Origin of the sequence: Gordonia jacobaea, assembly GCF_965344965.1 — a bacterium.
Taxonomy (GTDB): domain Bacteria; phylum Actinomycetota; class Actinomycetes; order Mycobacteriales; family Mycobacteriaceae; genus Gordonia; species Gordonia jacobaea.
On the sequence record NZ_CBDRLS010000003.1, the window covers coordinates 320,357 to 336,407 of the forward strand.

At 65.7% G+C, this 16,051-nt stretch carries 14 protein-coding genes; 4 read left to right on the forward strand and 10 right to left on the reverse strand.

Annotation, left to right across the window (positions count from 1 at the left end; genetic code table 11):
- Positions 1-76 precede the first annotated feature (76 nt).
- Both secG and ppc read left to right on the forward strand, forming a co-directional pair.
- On the forward strand, positions 77-310 hold the full coding sequence (gene secG / locus ACRVY7_RS12305) for a preprotein translocase subunit SecG (protein WP_049697296.1): 234 nt from the start codon (positions 77-79) through the stop codon (positions 308-310).
- A gap of 133 nt (positions 311-443) precedes the next feature.
- On the forward strand, positions 444-3,278 hold the full coding sequence (ppc, locus tag ACRVY7_RS12310) for a phosphoenolpyruvate carboxylase (RefSeq protein WP_431817247.1): 2,835 nt from the start codon (positions 444-446) through the stop codon (positions 3,276-3,278).
- Positions 3,279-3,298: 20 nt separating this feature from the next.
- Here the strand turns inward: ppc and pgl are convergent, their stop codons facing one another.
- From pgl to tkt, 5 genes are all read right to left on the reverse strand, one after another.
- The gene (gene pgl, locus ACRVY7_RS12315; protein ID WP_431817248.1) at positions 3,299-4,051 is read right to left on the reverse strand and encodes a 6-phosphogluconolactonase; all 753 of its coding nucleotides are present in this window, start codon (positions 4,049-4,051) and stop codon (positions 3,299-3,301) included.
- On the reverse strand, positions 4,048-4,965 hold the full coding sequence (locus ACRVY7_RS12320) for a glucose-6-phosphate dehydrogenase assembly protein OpcA (protein WP_431817249.1): 918 nt from the start codon (positions 4,963-4,965) through the stop codon (positions 4,048-4,050). The genes pgl and ACRVY7_RS12320 overlap by 4 nt, the downstream gene beginning before the upstream one ends.
- Before the next feature lie 67 nt (positions 4,966-5,032).
- Positions 5,033-6,568 carry a glucose-6-phosphate dehydrogenase gene (gene zwf, locus ACRVY7_RS12325; protein WP_049697300.1) on the reverse strand — a complete coding sequence of 512 codons (1,536 nt, stop codon included), beginning with the start codon at positions 6,566-6,568 and terminating at the stop codon, positions 5,033-5,035.
- Between the two features lie 5 nt (positions 6,569-6,573).
- Positions 6,574-7,695, reverse strand: a complete 1,122-nt coding sequence (gene tal / locus ACRVY7_RS12330; RefSeq protein WP_049697301.1) for a transaldolase — start codon at positions 7,693-7,695, stop codon at positions 6,574-6,576.
- 97 nt (positions 7,696-7,792) lie between these two features.
- On the reverse strand, positions 7,793-9,871 hold the full coding sequence (gene tkt / locus ACRVY7_RS12335) for a transketolase (protein ID WP_431817250.1): 2,079 nt from the start codon (positions 9,869-9,871) through the stop codon (positions 7,793-7,795).
- A 311-nt stretch (positions 9,872-10,182) separates the two neighbouring features.
- On the opposite strand from tkt, the gene ACRVY7_RS12340 reads away from it, so the two are divergent.
- Positions 10,183-11,196, forward strand: a complete 1,014-nt coding sequence (locus ACRVY7_RS12340; protein WP_152929978.1) for a heme o synthase — start codon at positions 10,183-10,185, stop codon at positions 11,194-11,196.
- A gap of 28 nt (positions 11,197-11,224) precedes the next feature.
- On the opposite strand, the gene ACRVY7_RS12345 is transcribed toward ACRVY7_RS12340, so the two are convergent.
- Together ACRVY7_RS12345 and ACRVY7_RS12350 are read right to left on the reverse strand one after the other, a co-directional pair.
- A complete protein-coding gene (locus tag ACRVY7_RS12345; protein WP_431817251.1) occupies positions 11,225-12,187 on the reverse strand; it encodes a quinone oxidoreductase family protein in 963 nt (320 codons plus the stop codon).
- Between the two features lie 54 nt (positions 12,188-12,241).
- Positions 12,242-12,760, reverse strand: a complete 519-nt coding sequence (locus ACRVY7_RS12350; RefSeq protein WP_049697517.1) for a phosphoribosyltransferase — start codon at positions 12,758-12,760, stop codon at positions 12,242-12,244.
- A gap of 79 nt (positions 12,761-12,839) precedes the next feature.
- On the opposite strand from ACRVY7_RS12350, the gene ACRVY7_RS12355 reads away from it, so the two are divergent.
- Positions 12,840-13,217, forward strand: coding sequence for a hypothetical protein (locus ACRVY7_RS12355; protein WP_331436632.1), 378 nt, complete (start codon positions 12,840-12,842; stop codon positions 13,215-13,217).
- 21 nt (positions 13,218-13,238) lie between these two features.
- Here the strand turns inward: ACRVY7_RS12355 and ACRVY7_RS12360 are convergent, their stop codons facing one another.
- The 3 genes from ACRVY7_RS12360 to ACRVY7_RS12370 are packed head-to-tail and all read right to left on the reverse strand — an operon-like array spanning position 13,239 to position 16,050.
- A complete protein-coding gene (locus tag ACRVY7_RS12360) occupies positions 13,239-14,279 on the reverse strand; it encodes a COX15/CtaA family protein (RefSeq protein ID WP_431817252.1) in 1,041 nt (346 codons plus the stop codon).
- Entirely contained in the window at positions 14,276-15,082 is an 807-nt protein-coding gene (locus ACRVY7_RS12365; RefSeq protein WP_431817253.1) for an ABC transporter permease, read from the reverse strand. The genes ACRVY7_RS12360 and ACRVY7_RS12365 overlap by 4 nt, the downstream gene beginning before the upstream one ends.
- Complete coding sequence (locus tag ACRVY7_RS12370) at positions 15,079-16,050, reverse strand: ABC transporter ATP-binding protein (protein WP_049697306.1); 972 nt, start codon at positions 16,048-16,050, stop codon at positions 15,079-15,081. The genes ACRVY7_RS12365 and ACRVY7_RS12370 overlap by 4 nt, the downstream gene beginning before the upstream one ends.
- Between the last annotated feature and the right edge of the window lies 1 nt (position 16,051).

The window sequence follows — 16,051 nt, forward strand, 5'->3', positions numbered from 1 at the left end:
TCGTCATGCGCGCTTGCGCCTGCAACGAGGCCAACCTGCCCTCTGCCGTACACGACGAAACAGGAATGCTCACCGGATGAAGCTCGCGCTCGAAATCGGTCTGATCGTGACCAGCGTTATGCTGGTCGTTCTCGTGCTGCTGCACCGCGGCAAGGGCGGTGGCCTGTCCTCGCTGTTCGGCGGCGGCGTGCAGTCGAGTCTTTCGGGTTCGAGCGTTGTCGAGCGCAATCTCGACCGGCTGACCATCTTCGTCGGCCTGGTGTGGTTCATCCTCATCATCGGCGTCGAACTCGACATCAAGTACTCCTGACCCAGATCACGTACTTCTGACACATTCAGCACAAGGGCCGCGCACAGTGCGCGGCCCTTGTGCTGTGTCCGCTCTGTCCTTCTCGGGTTGCGTCGAGATGCCCCGTTCGCTGAATACCTGAATACTTGAGGACATGACCTCAACCGATCCGTCCCACGGTGCCCCGGCCTGGCGTCCATCGACGTCCATCGATGATCTGATCTCCGTTGACGACGAGGGGCGTGCCCTCACCGAACCGCTGCGTGAAGACATCCGGCTGCTTGGCGGTCTTCTCGGTGACGCGATCAGAGAGCACGCGGGCGCCGAGGTTTTCGATCTGGTCGAGGCTGCGCGTGTCGCGGCTTTCAAAATCCGACGCGCCGAGATCGACCGAGATGATCTCGCCGACATGTTCATCGATCTCGACATCGACACCGCGATGCCGGTCATCCGTGCATTCGGTAACTTCGCGCTTCTGGCGAATCTCGCCGAGGACATCCACCGTGAGCGTCGGCGTGCCATTCACGTGCGTGCGGGCGATCCGCCACAGGAGAGCAGCCTCGCGGCCACCTACGCGAAGCTCGCGGCAGCAGACCTGTCCGACGCGCAGGTGGGAGCGGCGCTCGCCGACGCGACGGTTGTCCCGGTGATCACCGCCCATCCGACCGAAACCCGACGTCGCACCGTCTTCGACGCACAGAACCGCATCACCGAGCTCATGCGCTTTCGCGGACGCACCAACCTCACCTCCGACGAGGACGCCGAGGTCATCGAGGCTATCGAGCGCCAGATCCTGACGCTGTGGCAGACGGCACTCATCCGTCTCGAACGTCTCACCATCCAGGACGAGATCCGTTCCGGCCTGCGCTACTACAACGCCTCGTTCTTCGACGTCGTACCGAAGATCAATACGTCGGTGCGGTCGACACTGCAGGCGGCGTACCCCGACGCCGGCCTGTCCGACGAGCCGATCCTGCGGATGGGCTCGTGGATCGGCGGCGACCGTGACGGCAACCCGTATGTGACCGGCGATGTGGTCACGTTGGCGACGTCCCTCGCCGCGCGCACCGCGATCGGACACCACCTGTCCGAACTCCGGCTGCTCCGTCAGGAGCTGAGCATGTCGGCGCGGTTGATCGAGACCAGCGGGCGGCTCGTCCAACTCGCGGGTGTCGACGCGGACGACCCGGCAACCGACGAGCCATTCCGGTTGGCACTCAAGCACATTCGTGCGCGACTCGTCGCGACGGCGGAGTCGCTATTCGGCCCGGACGTGTTGCAGAAGGAGGATCTCGACCTCATCGACGGCAAGCCGCCCTATGCCGACTCCGCCGAACTTCTCGCCGATCTCGACGTCGTCGACGAAGCGCTCCGCGAGAACCACGACGACGCCATCGCCGACGACCGTCTCCTGCGCCTGCGTGAGGGCGTCAGGACGTTCGGATTCAATCTGTCCGGTCTCGACATGCGGCAGAACTCCGACATGCACGAAGAGGTCGTCGCCGAGCTGCTGGCATGGGCAGGAGTCACACCCGACTACCTGTCGTTGTCCGAGGAGGACAGGGTGGCGGTACTGTCGGCGGAGCTCCAGGCACGCCGTCCGCTCACCAGGCCCGACTCGGACCTGTCGGAGCTCGCGCGCAAGGAACTCGACATCGTGCGCGCTGCCGCTGTCGCCGTCGAGGCATTCGGCCCGCAGTCGGTACCGAACTACGTCATCTCGATGTGTACCTCGGTCAGCGACATGTTGGAGCCGATGATCCTGCTCAAAGAAGCAGGCCTGATCGACATCGACGACGACGGCAAGCTGGTCTCGACGGTGCGGATCGTCCCGCTGTTCGAGACGATCGAAGATCTCCAGCAGGGTGCCGAAACGCTGCTCGCCGCACTCGATCTGCCCTTCTATCGCGACCTCGTCGATTCGCAGGCCGGGATGCAGGAGGTCATGCTCGGGTATTCGGATTCGAACAAGGACGGCGGGTACATGGCCGCCAACTGGGCGCTATATCGCGGCGAACTCGACCTCGTTGAGGCGGCCAAGAAGGCAGGTATCCGCCTGCGTCTGTTCCACGGTCGCGGTGGCACGGTCGGTCGTGGTGGCGGCCCGAGCTACGACGCGATCCTCGCCCAGCCGCCGGGGGCGGTGCAGGGTTCGCTGCGTATCACCGAGCAGGGCGAGATCATCGCGGCCAAGTACGCGGAACCCGTTGTCGCCGAACGCAATCTGGAGACGCTTCTCGCGGCAACCATCGAGTCGTCGTTGCTCGACGTCGAGGGTCTCGGTGACGAATCGGAACAGGCGTACCAGAACATGGACGAGGTAGCGGCCCTTGCCCGTGCCGCGTACTCGAAGCTAGTGCACGAGACGCCCGGGTTCGTCGAGTACTTCACCACGTCGACACCGCTGTCGGAAATCGGCGCACTCAACATCGGCAGCAGGCCCGCGTCGCGCAAGCAGACCGAGAAGATCTCGGACCTGCGCGCCATTCCGTGGGTGCTGTCGTGGACGCAGTCTCGTGTGATGCTGCCGGGCTGGTACGGCACCGGCACGGCCTTCGAGCAGTGGGTCGGCGACGACCCGCAGCGACTCGAGACCCTCCATCGGTACTACGAGAAGTGGCCGTTCTTCCGCACGGTGATGTCGAACATGGCGCAGGTGCTCGCCAAGTCGGACATGGGTCTCGCGCACCGGTACGCGCAGCTCGTTCCGGATGAAGCGTTGCGGGACAAGGTATTCGGAATGATCGTCGACGAGCATGAGCGCACCCTCGCGATGTACGCGAAGATCACCGGCACCGACGACCTGCTGGCCGACAACGCGGCGCTGAAGCGTTCGGTGTACAACCGATTCCCGTATCTCGAGCCGTTGAACCTGCTCCAGGTGGAGCTGTTGCGACGGTTCCGCGCAGGCGACGACAGCCCGCGGGTACGGCGTGGCATCCAGCTCACGATGAACGGGTTGGCGACGGCACTGCGGAACAGCGGCTAGCCAGACCGCCGACCGGGGAACTACACCGCGAGTTTCCCGGCGGCGGCGTCGTCGAGGAACCACACGGTCTCCGACGTCCCGTGCGCGCCTGCACACGGCCAGTCGTCGCGCGACGCCCCCGAATGCGCGGCGGCCACGGCCTCGGCCTTGTCGGCGCCCGACACCAGGAACCACACCGCTGACGACCGGTTCAGCGCGGGGAAGGTCAGCGTGATCCGACGCGGCGGTGGCTTCGGCGAGTTCTCGACGGACACGACTGTCCGCACGTTCTCCGCCGTGGCATCGGTGTGGGGGAAGAGCGAATTGATGTGACCTTCGCCGCCCATCCCTAGCAGGTGCAGATCGAACGCGGGGGAGATGCCGTTATCCGCGTTGGCCGCGAGGACGGCCGCGTAATCCTGTGCGGCAGCCTCGATGTCGTCGCCGAACGGTCCGTCCGACGCCGCCACCGGATGCACTCGGGCCGGGTCGACCGGCACGTGCGCGAGAAGGGCCTCGGTCGCCTGTCCGACGTTGCGTTCGGGGTCGTCGTTCGGAACGAAACGTTCGTCACCCCAGTAGAAGTCGATCCGTGACCAGTCCAGCGGGCTTGTGTCGACCTCGCCTCCCGGTGCCAGAGCGCGCAGAATGCCGATCCCGTTGCTTCCTCCGGTCAGCACCACCGACGCGACGCCACGCTCCTTCTGCGCACGTGACACTATGTCGACGAATCGTGCTGCCGCCGTGGTGGTCAGCATGTCGCGGTCGTCGAACACGAGTGTTTCCGTCGTCATACCGGCGCTCCCTGTGCCTGTAGCTCCACCGCGCCGCGCAGGGCGAGTTCGTACATGTCGTCGGTGTCGAGTCGGCGCAATTCCTCTGCCAGGCAGATCGGCAGGTCGCGGTGCATCATCGCCACACGGCCGTCGGGTTTGCCCGGGGCGCTCAGTACGGCGTTGCCGTTCTGGTCGATCGACATGACCGTGGTGCCCTCGTCACGGTGGAGACGTACCTCGAAGCTGCCGATGTTCCGCTGTGTCGGAACGCCGAGTGTCGAAAGAAGCCATCCCGCAAGCAGATCGACGCTCGGGGAGGTCGCGGGTCCGGTCACCTCCGCGGCAGTGATCGGGGTATGCGGAGGCCGCTCGACAGCCGACGCGAGCAGCGCTCGCCACCCGGTGATCTGCGTCCACGCGAGGTCGGTGTCGCCGGGAGCGTACGTGGCCAACCTACGTTCGAGGACCGTCTCCGGGTTCGCCGACTTCGTCGCGTCGAGAATGCGCCGACGCCCGATCTTGCCCATCGTGTCCTTGGCGGGATCCTCGGGGGCCGCACCTGGCCACCACGTCACGATGGGGGTGTCGGGTAGCAGGAACGGAGTCACGACGCTGCGCGGATGATTCGCCAGCTCACCATGCAGCGTCAGCAGCACCACCTCCGACGCACCCGCATCACCACCGACACGGATCTCCGCGTCGAGCCGCGATTGTTCGTCGCGCGGATCGCACGAGATCACGATCACCCGGCTCGGGTGTTCGCTACTGGCACCGATGGCCGCCTCGATGGCTGCCTCGGTCGGTTCGCCGTGTTCGGCGACGACCACCAGGGTCAGCACGCGCCCGAGGCTGATGGCGCCTCCGGCCTCGCGGACCATGACGATCTTCTTGGCGACCTCGTTGGTCGTCGTATCGGGCAGGGTGACGATCATCAGTGCCTCCTCGGCGCGGGCGGGGGATGCGGCGAAAACCGGTCGGTCGGGATCGGCCGAGTCGGCGTCAGGGTCGACGCCATGTTCGGCCGGTACGTTCCATCATCTCGTCGGCGGAGTCGGGTCCCCAGGTACCCGACTCGTAGGTGTCGGGTCGACCGGACTGCGCCCAGTGCTCGAGGACGGGATCGAGGATCTTCCACGACAATTCGACCTCGTCGTTGACCGGGAACAGCGACGGCTCACCGAGCAGCACGTCGAGGATCAGCCGCTCGTAGGCTTCGGGAGATGCTTCGGTGAACGCCGTGCCGTAACTGAAGTCCATGTTGACGTCGCGGACCTCCATGCTCGACGCGGGAACCTTCGACCCGAACCGCAGTGTGATGCCCTCGTCCGGCTGCACTCTGATCACGAGTGCGTTCTGCGACAGCTCCTCGGTCATCGTCTTGTCGAACGGAAGGTGCGGTGCGCGCTTGAAGACCAGTGCAATCTCGGTCACCCTGCGGCCCAAGCGTTTTCCCGTGCGCAGGTAGAAGGGCACGCCCGCCCAGCGTCGTGAATCCACCTCGAGCGCGATCGCCGCGTAGGTCTCGGTGATGGAGTCGGCGCTGAACCCTTCCTCCTCCAGGAGTCCCGGGACCTTCTGGCTGCCCTGCCAGCCCGGCCCGTACTGGCCGCGCGCAGTGTTCTCGTCGAGAGGCAGGATGTTGCTCGTCGCCGAGAGCACCTTGATCTTCTCGGCCTGTAATTGCTTGGGCTCGAACGAGATCGGCTCCTCCATCGCGACCAGCGCCATGAGTTGGAGCAGATGGTTCTGGATCACATCGCGCGCGGCACCGATGCCGTCGTAATAGCCGGCACGTCCGCCGAGGCCGATGTCTTCGGCCATGGTGATCTGGACGTGGTCGACGTAGTGCGAACTCCACAGGGGATCGAACAGTTGGTTCGCGAAGCGCAGCGCGAGAATGTTCTGCACCGTCTCCTTGCCGAGGTAGTGGTCGATGCGGAACACCGACGACTCCGGGAACACGGCATTGACGATGGCGTTGAGTTCCTTCGCCGACTGCAGATCGTGGCCGAACGGCTTCTCGATCACCACGCGGCGCCAGTTGTCGCCCTCCTCGGAGGCCAACCCACTGCGCTCGAGTTGCTCGCAGACCGTCGGGAAGGCGTTGGGTGGAATCGACAGGTAGAACGCGTGATTGCCGTCGGTGCCGCGCTCCTTGTCGAGGCGCAACAGCGTTTGCTGCAGACGATCGAAAGCGGCGTCGTCGTCGAAGGAGCCCTGAACGAAGCGGAACCCCTCCGACAGCCGCTCCCACACCTCCTCCCGGAACCCGGTGCGGGCATGTTCACGTACGGCGTCGTGCACGACCTTCGCGAAATCCTCGTCGTCCCAGTCGCGTCGGGCGAACCCGACCAGCGCGAACGAGGGCGGCAGGAGGCCGCGATTGGCGAGGTCGTACACCGCGGGCATCAGCTTCTTGCGTGCGAGATCTCCGGTGACACCGAAGATCACGAGACTGCACGGGCCTGCGATGCGGGGGAGGCGCTTGTCACGTGGGTCGCGGAGCGGGTTCTTCCATCCCTCGGTGCCTGCCACCTACGTCAGCTCTTCTTCGCGGCGGAGAGCTGCTCCTCGGTGGCACCGAGGAGATCGGTCCATGCGTCGACGAACTTCGACACGCCCTCGTCCTCAAGGACCTTGAACACGTCCGAGAAGTCGACGCCGACAGCGGCGATCGCGTCGAAGACCTCACGCGATTCCTGTGCGCGGCCCACGATCGACAACGTGTCGACCCAACCGTGATCGGCGAACGCGTCCATGGTCTTGCCCGGCATGGTGTTGACGGTGTTCGGTGCGACGAGTTCGCTGACGTAGAGCGTGTCGGCGTAGTCGGGATTCTTGGTTCCCGTCGATGCCCACAGCGCACGCTGCGGCAGCGCTCCCTGTTCGCGGAGTGCGGCGAATCGTGAGTCGATCTCGAACGCCTGCTGGTAGGCGTGATAGGCCAGACGAGCGTTCGCGAGTGCGGCAGAGCCCTTGAGCTGCACGGCCTGTGGCGTGCCGATCGCGTCGAGGCGCTTGTCGACCTCGGTGTCGACACGGGAGACGAAGAACGACGCAACCGAGTGGATCTTCGAGATGTCATGCCCCGCAGCGAGTGCGGCGTCGAGCCCGTTCAGGTAGGCGTCGATGACCTCCTGGTAGCGCTCGACCGAGAAGATCAGGGTGACGTTCACGCTGATGCCCTCCGCAAGGGTGCGGGAGATCGCGGGCAGGCCCTCCTTGGTCGCCGGGATCTTGATCAGCGCGTTGGGACGGTCGACGATCTTCCACAACTCCACGGCCTGCGCGGCCGTGTTGTCGGTGTCGTGTGCAAGGCGGGGATCGACCTCGATCGACACCCGACCGTCGAGTCCGTTGGTGCTGTCGAAGACGGGCTTGAGGACGTCGCAGGCGTTGCGGACGTCGTCGGTGGTCAGCGTCCGGACCGTGCTGTCGACATCGGTGTCGCGCGCGGCCAGCTCATTGATCTGGTCGTCGTACGCGGTGCCCTTCGACAATGCGGCCTGGAAGATCGACGGGTTGGTCGTCACGCCGACCACCGACTTGGTGTCGATCAATTCCTGGAGCTGTCCCGAGCTGATCAGATCTCGGGACAGGTCGTCCAGCCACACCGAAACCCCGGCTGCGGACAATTCTGCGAGCTTCTCGTTCTGTGTCACGGTTCTCTCCTCCGGCAGTGCGCCCCTTGTGGGGGCGCCTCTAGTGGGTGTGCCTCGGTTGGGATTTCGATGTTCAGTTATGGATCTCGTCCGGCGATCAGCCCGCGACTGCGCGTAGCGACGCCGCGACGACGGCTTCGGCGGTGATGCCGAACTTCTCGTAGAGCACCTTGTAGTCGGCCGACGCGCCGTAGTGCTCGAGCGACACGATCTGGTCGCCATTGCCCACCCAGCGGTACCACGGCATCGCGATACCGGCCTCGACCGAAACCCGCGGCACTGCGGGGGGCAGCACCGAGTCGCGGTAGCCCTGTGGCTGTTCGTCGAACCACTCCATGCTCGGCATGGACACCACACGGGCCGCGATTCCCTTCTCGGCCAGAGTCTTCTGCGCCTCGAGCGCCAACTGCACCTCGGAGCCGGTGCCGATGATGACGACCTGCGCGTCGTCGTCCGAATCGCTGAGCACGTACGCGCCTGCGGCAACTCCCTCGACCGACGTTCCCTCGAGGACCGGGACGTTCTGTCGGGTGAGCACCAGGCCGACGGGATGGTTGCGACGCGTCAGCAGGTGCGCCCACGCCGCTGCGGTCTCGTTGGCATCAGCCGGACGTACGACGTCGAGGTGGGGGATGGCACGCAGCGCGGCGAGATGTTCGACGGGCTGATGGGTCGGGCCGTCTTCGCCGAGTCCGATGGAATCGTGCGTCCACACGTAGATCGGATCGATCTCCATGAGAGAAGCCAGTCGGACCGATGGACGCATGTAGTCGGCGAACTGCAGGAACGTGCCGCCGTAGGCGCGCGTCGGTCCGTGCAGCACGATTCCGGAGAGCACCGCGCCCATCGCATGCTCGCGGATACCGAAGTGCAGCGTGCGGCCGTAGGGATTGGCCGACCACTTCTTGGTGGAGATCGCGGTCGGGCCGAACGACGCCGCCCCGTCCATGGTGGTGTTGTTCGAGCCCGCGAGGTCGGCCGAACCGCCCCACAGTTCCGGCAGGATGCCACCGAGCGCCGAGAGCACCTTGCCCGACGCCGCGCGGGTCGCGAGATCTTTGTCGCCGGGAGCCCACGTCGGGATCACGTCGCGCCATCCCTCGGGTAGCTCGTGTGCGTGCAGACGGTCGAACAGCTTCTTGTTCTCGGGATTGGCGCTCGCCCAGGCGTCGAACGCCGGCGTCCACGATTCCTTGGCCTCGATCCCGCGCTCGACGAGCTTGCGGGTGTGGCTGATGACCTCTTCGGAGACGTCGAAGTTCTTGTCGGGATCGAATCCGAGGGCTTCCTTGGTCTTGGCGACCTCGTCGGCGCCGAGAGCCGAACCGTGGATGGCGCCCGTGTTCATCTTGTCGGGAGCGGGGTAGCCGATGATGGTGCGCAAGCAGATCAGCGACGGCTTTTCGGTGACCTTCTTGGCCGCCTCGATTGCCGCTTCGATCGCCACGACGTCCTCGCCGCTCTCGACCGTCTGCACGTGCCAGCCGTACGCCTCGTAGCGCAGCGGGGTGTTCTCGCCGAGCGCGATGGTGGTGTCGTCTTCGATGGAGATCTGGTTCTGGTCGTAGAACACGATCAGGTTGCCCAGTTCCTGGGTGCCCGCGAGCGAGGACGCCTCGGACGTCACGCCCTCTTCGATGTCGCCGTCGGAGGCGATGACGTAGATGAAGTGGTCGAACGGGCTGGCGCCCGGCGCGGCGTCGGGGTCGAAGAGGCCACGTTCGTAACGCGACGCCATGCTCATGCCCACGGCCGACGCGAGTCCCTGACCCAGCGGACCCGTCGTGATCTCGACGCCCTTGGTGTGACGAAACTCGGGGTGTCCCGGCGTCAGCGACTCCCAGGTGCGGAGTGCTTCGAGGTCGGCGAGTTCGAGGCCGAATCCGCCGAGGTAGAGCTGGATGTACTGCGTGAGGCTCGAGTGTCCACACGACAGGACGAAGCGGTCACGACCGACCCAGGTGGTGTCGACCGGGTCATGACGCATGACGCGCTGGTACAGCGTGTAAGCGAGCGGAGCAAGACTCATCGCGGTGCCGGGGTGGCCGTTGCCGACCTTCTGGACGGCGTCGGCGGCAAGAATGCGAGCCGTATTGACCGCACGCGTGTCCACGTCGGACCAGTCCTCGGGGTAGGCCGCCTCGGTGCGTTCGCGGATCTCGTCGGTATCAGCCACGTGTGCCGTCTCCTGTACGTGTTGGTGTGCCTGCGTGATGCGTGTGGTGCTGGTGTGTCGGGCGAACGCCAACTCGCGGGCGTTACGTCCGAGTGCTGATGCAGGGCCTTTCGACCCACGATGACCAGAGTAATCGGCTAGTGCCGTCGGTGTGGGGGGTGGCCGGTAACGATCGTCATGTCAGCCGGTCGTCGCAGGTCGCCGACGGCGCGGAGCCTCAATTCTTTGATCGAACACCCCAGCGTCTACCATGCTGAGTAGTAGTCGGAAATGCCCGCGAGCCGAATCGTCGGCGGGGCAGGGGAGTTGACGTGAGGATCGGTGAGCGTGTGAGCGGAGATGGTTCCGCCACTTCTCGCGGCACGTCCGAGGTGGATTCTGACCGCCCCGTCAGCGAATCGAACACGACCGTCGGCACGAGTCTCGTCGCTCGCGTTCGCGGCACGGTGATGGCCTATATCGCGCTCACCAAGCCTCGTGTCATCGAATTGCTGCTGGTGGCGACGATCCCGGTCATGCTGCAGGCAGATCGTGGACACGTCGACCTCAGAATCATCGCGTTCACGCTGCTCGGTGGCTGGTTGGGCGCGGCGAGCGCGAACACGCTCAACATGGTCGTCGACGCCGACATCGACAAGAAGATGCGACGCACCGCGAAGCGTCCGCTGGCTCGTCACGCGGTGACGAGAACCAACGCGTTGATCTTCGGATTGCTGCTCTGGGTGGCCTCGTTCGCTGTCCTGTGGTGGTCGGCAAACCTCCTGAGCGCGCTGCTCGTGTCCGCCACGATCATCTTCTACGTCGGTGTGTACACGCTGATTCTCAAGCGTCGTACCTGGCAGAACGTGGTGTGGGGCGGCGCGGCCGGATGTATGCCGACGTTGGTCGGCTGGGCTGCGGTCACAGGTTCGCTCAGTTGGCAGCCGATCGTGCTGTTCGGTGTGATCTTCTTCTGGACTCCGCCGCATACCTGGGCACTGGCAATGCGCTACCGCGAGGACTACAAGGCCGCGGGCGTACCGATGCTGCCGGTGATCGCCACCGAAGAGCACGTCACCCGCCAGATCCTCATCTACACGTGGCTCACGGTGATCTGCTCGTTCCTGCTCATCGGAGCCGCGAGCTGGATCTACGCCGGCGTCGCCGTGGTGGCGGGCGTGTGGTTCCTCAACCGGGTGCACAAGCTCTATCGCGACACTCGTCGCGGCGTCGAGGTGGCACCGTTGAAGGTGTTCCTGCAGTCGAACGAGTATCTCGCGGCCCTGTTCTGCGGACTCGCCATCGACGCCGTGGTCAACCTGCCGACCATCGCCAGCTACTTCTGACGAGTGGCCGCAGGTCGGCGTCACCGCCTCACGGAATGAGTGCGGTGGCTCCCGTTGTGATCCGGTTCTCCAGGTCCGTTTGCGCCTGTGCGGCGTCGGCGAGGCGATACTCCTGACCGACGCGGGCATCGAGGCCGTCGAGAACAGCGTCGAAGTACTCACCCGAACGCCACCGCAATTCGTCGGTGTCGGCGATGAAATGGCCGAGCGTCGGACGCGTCACCGACAGCGAGCCCGCCGGATTGAGTCGCTGGATATCGAACGGTGGGACAGGTCCGCTGGCCGCGCCGAACACGACGACGATCCCGCGGACCGCGGTCGAGGCGAGTGACTGTTCGAAGGTGTCGGCTCCGACGCCGTCGTACACCACCGGGACCCCCTTGCCGTCGGTGAGCTCGCGGACCTGACCGACGAGGTCGTCGCCGTATCGCAGGACGTGGTCGGCACCCGCCTGCGCCGACAACGCTGCCTTCTCGTCTGTCGACACGGTGGTGATCACCGTGATGCCACGACGCTTGGCGAGTTGCGTCAGGATCAGGCCGACGCCCCCGGCGCCCGCGTGCAGCAGGATCGTGTCACCAGCCGCTGGGTGTGCACTGCCGTCGAGCAGATAGTGGGCGGTGAGGCCGCGCAGCATCGTCGAGCCCGCTACGACGTCGGGAACACCGTCGGGAACGGGGATGGCACGGGCGGCGCGTACCGCAACGAGTTCGCCGTAAGAACCCGGCGCGTCGACCCAGGCGATCCGTTGGCCGGGCTCGAGGTCGGTGACGTCGCTGCCGACCGCGACGATCTCGCCCGCGCCCTCGGTGCCCGGAACATACGGCGGGGTCGACGGGTACATGCCACGCCGTAGATAGGTGTCGATGAAGTTGACCCCGATGGCGGTGGTCCGCGCGATCACCTCGTCACGAGCAGGGATGGGGTCGTCGACGGTCCCGTAGTTGAGCACCTCGGGACCGCCGTGATGTGTCACCTGAATTGCGCGCATGAGTCGTTTCTACACGGCGCGGAATTGTGGCCGTCGCCGGTACCGAACGCCACGCTAGAGGTCCGACTCGCTGCTGGAGTTCCTCGTGCCGACGACCGGCGGATCCACCGACCACGGGAAGTTGATCCACTTGTCCGTGGTGCGCCAGCAGTAGTCGGGAGTCGTGATGGTGTGCGGCTTCTGGAAGATCACCGCATTGCGGACCTCGGCGACGCGGCCCTGCTGTTCGCAGAAGTCGTCGACCAGTTTGAGGGTCTTCCCGGAGTCTGCGACGTCGTCGACGACAAGCACCCGCTGATCGTGCAGGCCGCTGCTCTCGAGTAGCGAGGGGAGCATCACGGGCTCCGACAGCGTCTCACCGATGCCGGTGTAGAACTCGACGTTGAGCGACAGCATCAGCTTGCAGTCGAGCGCATAGGCCATTGCTCCGGCGGGGATGAGGCCGCCGCGAGCTATCCCGATGATGATGTCGGGGACATACCCGTCGTCTGCGACCATCTGGGCCAGCTCGCGGCAGGCGACGCCGTTGAGTTCCCAGGTGAGGATTTCGCGCTCCTGCGCGGGCGAGTTCATGAACACAACTCTGCCAAGTCTGCGGCTGCCGCACACCTCGGATGGGCCACCGGCCGTCGGTCGGTATGCTCTACAGACCATGAGCGATGAGCAGACCACCGAAAAGGCCGAGAGCTCGACACCGCCGGTCAAGGCGCCCGCCGAGGTCGTCGCCTCGATCAAGAAGTTCGTCGCGGGCGAGGGCGGCGCTGCCAAGGCGGTCCTGCAGCCCATCGGCACCGCCGGGGTACGCATCACGCTCGTCGGCGAGTCCGACGGATACCTCGGCGACCGGGTCGTCGACGACATCGCGACCGCACATGCCGTCGTCGACGCCGTGCCGGGCCTCGAGATCGGGGAGTGGGATCGGGAGCTGACGTCGAAGGCAACCGTGTCGCCCGAGCACTATCGCAAGATGGCCGGCTGGGTCGCCCATTCCGAGCACTTCCCCAAGGCGCGCAACAGCGCGATCATCTGACAGTCCAGCAGGCGTGCCCGGTCAGTTGACGGGTGCGTCGCTGACTTCGCGTCGGGTGGAATCCTGCTGATCGCCACCTGCCCGCTGGTCCCTGCCGAACCACAGCACCAGCCAGGTGGCGCCGATCATCAACAGCGCGCTCCCGAGCATGTGCGCGATGACCAACACCATCGGTAGGTCCGTGGCGTACTGAATGCCACCGATCACGCCCTGGAGTGCCAGCAGCCCGACGTAGATGAGCGCGGCGCGGGTCTGGGGCATGCGGAGCACCCGTGCGGTGACGGCGCCTGCCAGTGCAAGACCCACGAGCACGAACACGAAGTCGGCGTGCAGTTGCGTCATCGCGCTCGGATCGAGTCCATTGCGCGGCGCATCGGCATCACCGGCATGCGGCCCCGATCCGGTGACGATGGTCCCGACGTAGATGGTCGCCCAGGTGAGCACGTAGATCAGCCACGAGAGGGCGCTGCCGAGGCGAGCTGCCACGACGTTGGTCGACTTCTCCCGCTCGTAAGGGGAGGTACGGAACACCAAAACGGTTGCCGCCGATACCAACGCCATCGACAAGACGAAGTGCAGCGAGACGACCCACGGATTCAGATCGGTGAGCACGGAGATGCCGCCGATGACAGCCTGGAACGGGATGCCGAGCGCGATGAGTGTCGCCAGCCAGCGGTCGCCGCGCGTCGAGCCGCGTCGGCGGAACACGGCGAGCCATGTGCCGATGGCCACGACGACCAGGACCCAGGTGAGCATCCGGTTTCCGAACTCGATGGCTCCGTGCATCCCGAGCGCCTGATGCGGAACGAAGGAACCGTCGGTGCACTGAGGCCACGTCGGGCAGCCGAGACCCGAACCGGTGAGACGCACCGCGCCTCCGGTGACGACGATGCCGACGTTGACCACCAACTGTGCGATTGCCCAGCCGTAAACGAAACGCGCCGTCGGATCTGCGAATCCGGGGACGCGGCCCAACAGGCCGCGACGCCGAGTCGTGGTGTCCCGCGATTCGGCATCGTTGGACTCAGGGGACCGCTCGGTACGGGTTTCTGACGTCGTCATTGGAATCGGAACCACCTCACTGCCAGCGCCGAGCCGACGACGGCCCAGGCCAGCAAAACCACTACGCCGAAGACGTCGACACGTCCGTCGGCAGCTTGTTGTAGCGCTTCGGTCAACGCGCCGGACGGCACGACGCGCGCCACCCACCACACGGAGTCGGGTACGCGCGACGACATCACGACGAGGCTGCCGATGCCCAGCATCGCGAACCACAGGAGATTCGCCAGCGCCAGGACGACCTCTGCCTTGAGTGTTCCGCCGAGCAGCAACCCGAGGGCCGAGAACGCAGCCGTGCCGAGCGCGATGACGAAGGCGCCGATCAGTAGGCCGACGGGTTCGGGGCGCCATCCGAAGGCAAAGCCGATCGCTCCGAGCAGGATTGCCTGTGCGATGACGACGATGACGACGGCCATCGCTTTGCCCGCGATGATGCCCCACCGCGGAATCGGCGTCGCCCCAAGTCTTTTCAGTGCGCCGTAGCGTCGGTCGAACCCGACGGCGATGGCCTGTCCGGTGAACGCGGTCGACATGACCGCGACGGTCAGGATGGCGGGCACGAACGTCGCTGCGCGCTCGGCATTGGTCGTGCCGAGGTCGGTGTCGAGGGGTAGGAGGCACAAGCCGATCAACAGTGTGATCGGGATGAACATGGTCAGCAGCAGCTGCTCACCGTTGCGGAGGAGCAGGGTCAACTCGAGCCGCGTCTGTGCGGCGAGCATGGCGGGAAGCGACGCGGGTTGCGGGTTCGGCGCGAAGGTTCCCGGCGGGAACCGCGACGTCGACCGTGTCCGTGCGGCGGTCATCGACGCAACTCCCGTCCGGTGAGGTCGAGGAAGACGTCTTCGAGGCTGCGGGTCTCGACGCGCAGGTCGGTGGCGAGCACGTTGATCTTGGCGCACCACGCGGTCACCGTCGCCAACACCTGTGGTGTCACGTCGCCACTGACCAGGTAATTGCCGGGCAGCGGTTCGGTACAGCGATAGTCCTCGGGAAGTGCAAGTTCGAGCATCGTGAGGTCGAGTCCGCGCGGGGCGGTGAACCGCAGTTCGTTCTCGGCTCCGCGGCTGGTCAACTCCGCCGGGGTGCCGTTCGCGACGACCTTCCCGTGGTCGATGATTACGACCTGGTCGGCGAGTTCTTCTGCTTCGTCCATGAGGTGTGTGGTGAGCAACACCGAGACGCCGTCGCCGCGCAGGCGGTCGATGATCTCCCAGACCACCAGGCGTGCCTGGGCGTCGAGTCCCGCGGTGGGTTCGTCGAGGAAGACCAGTTCCGGTCGGCCGACGATGGCGCACGCGAGCGAAAGCCGCTGCTGCTGACCGCCGGAGAGGCGCCGGAACGGGGTACGCGCGGCTGATTCGAGACCGAGGGCGCCGAGCAGCCAATCGGGATCGATGGGGTCGGCCGAGTACGCGGCGCACAGGCGCAGCATCTCTTCGGCGCGAGCGCCGGGATATGCGCCGCCGCCCTGCAGCATGACGCCGATCCGTGTGCGTAGTCGGTCGTTGTCACGCCACGGATCGAGGCCGAGCACCGACACACTGCCCTCGTCGGCGTGGAGGAATCCCTCGCAGATCTCCACCGTCGTGGTCTTGCCCGCGCCGTTGGGGCCGAGGAGTGCGAGGACGGTTCCGGTCTCCAGATCGAGGTCGAGTCCGTCGACGGCGGCACGGTCGTCGTATCGCTTCACCAGTCCGCGTACGCGGAGTGCGGCGTCGGGTTCTGTCGTCGCGTCCGTCGATACGGATCCGCGAGGGCGACGATCGGTCATC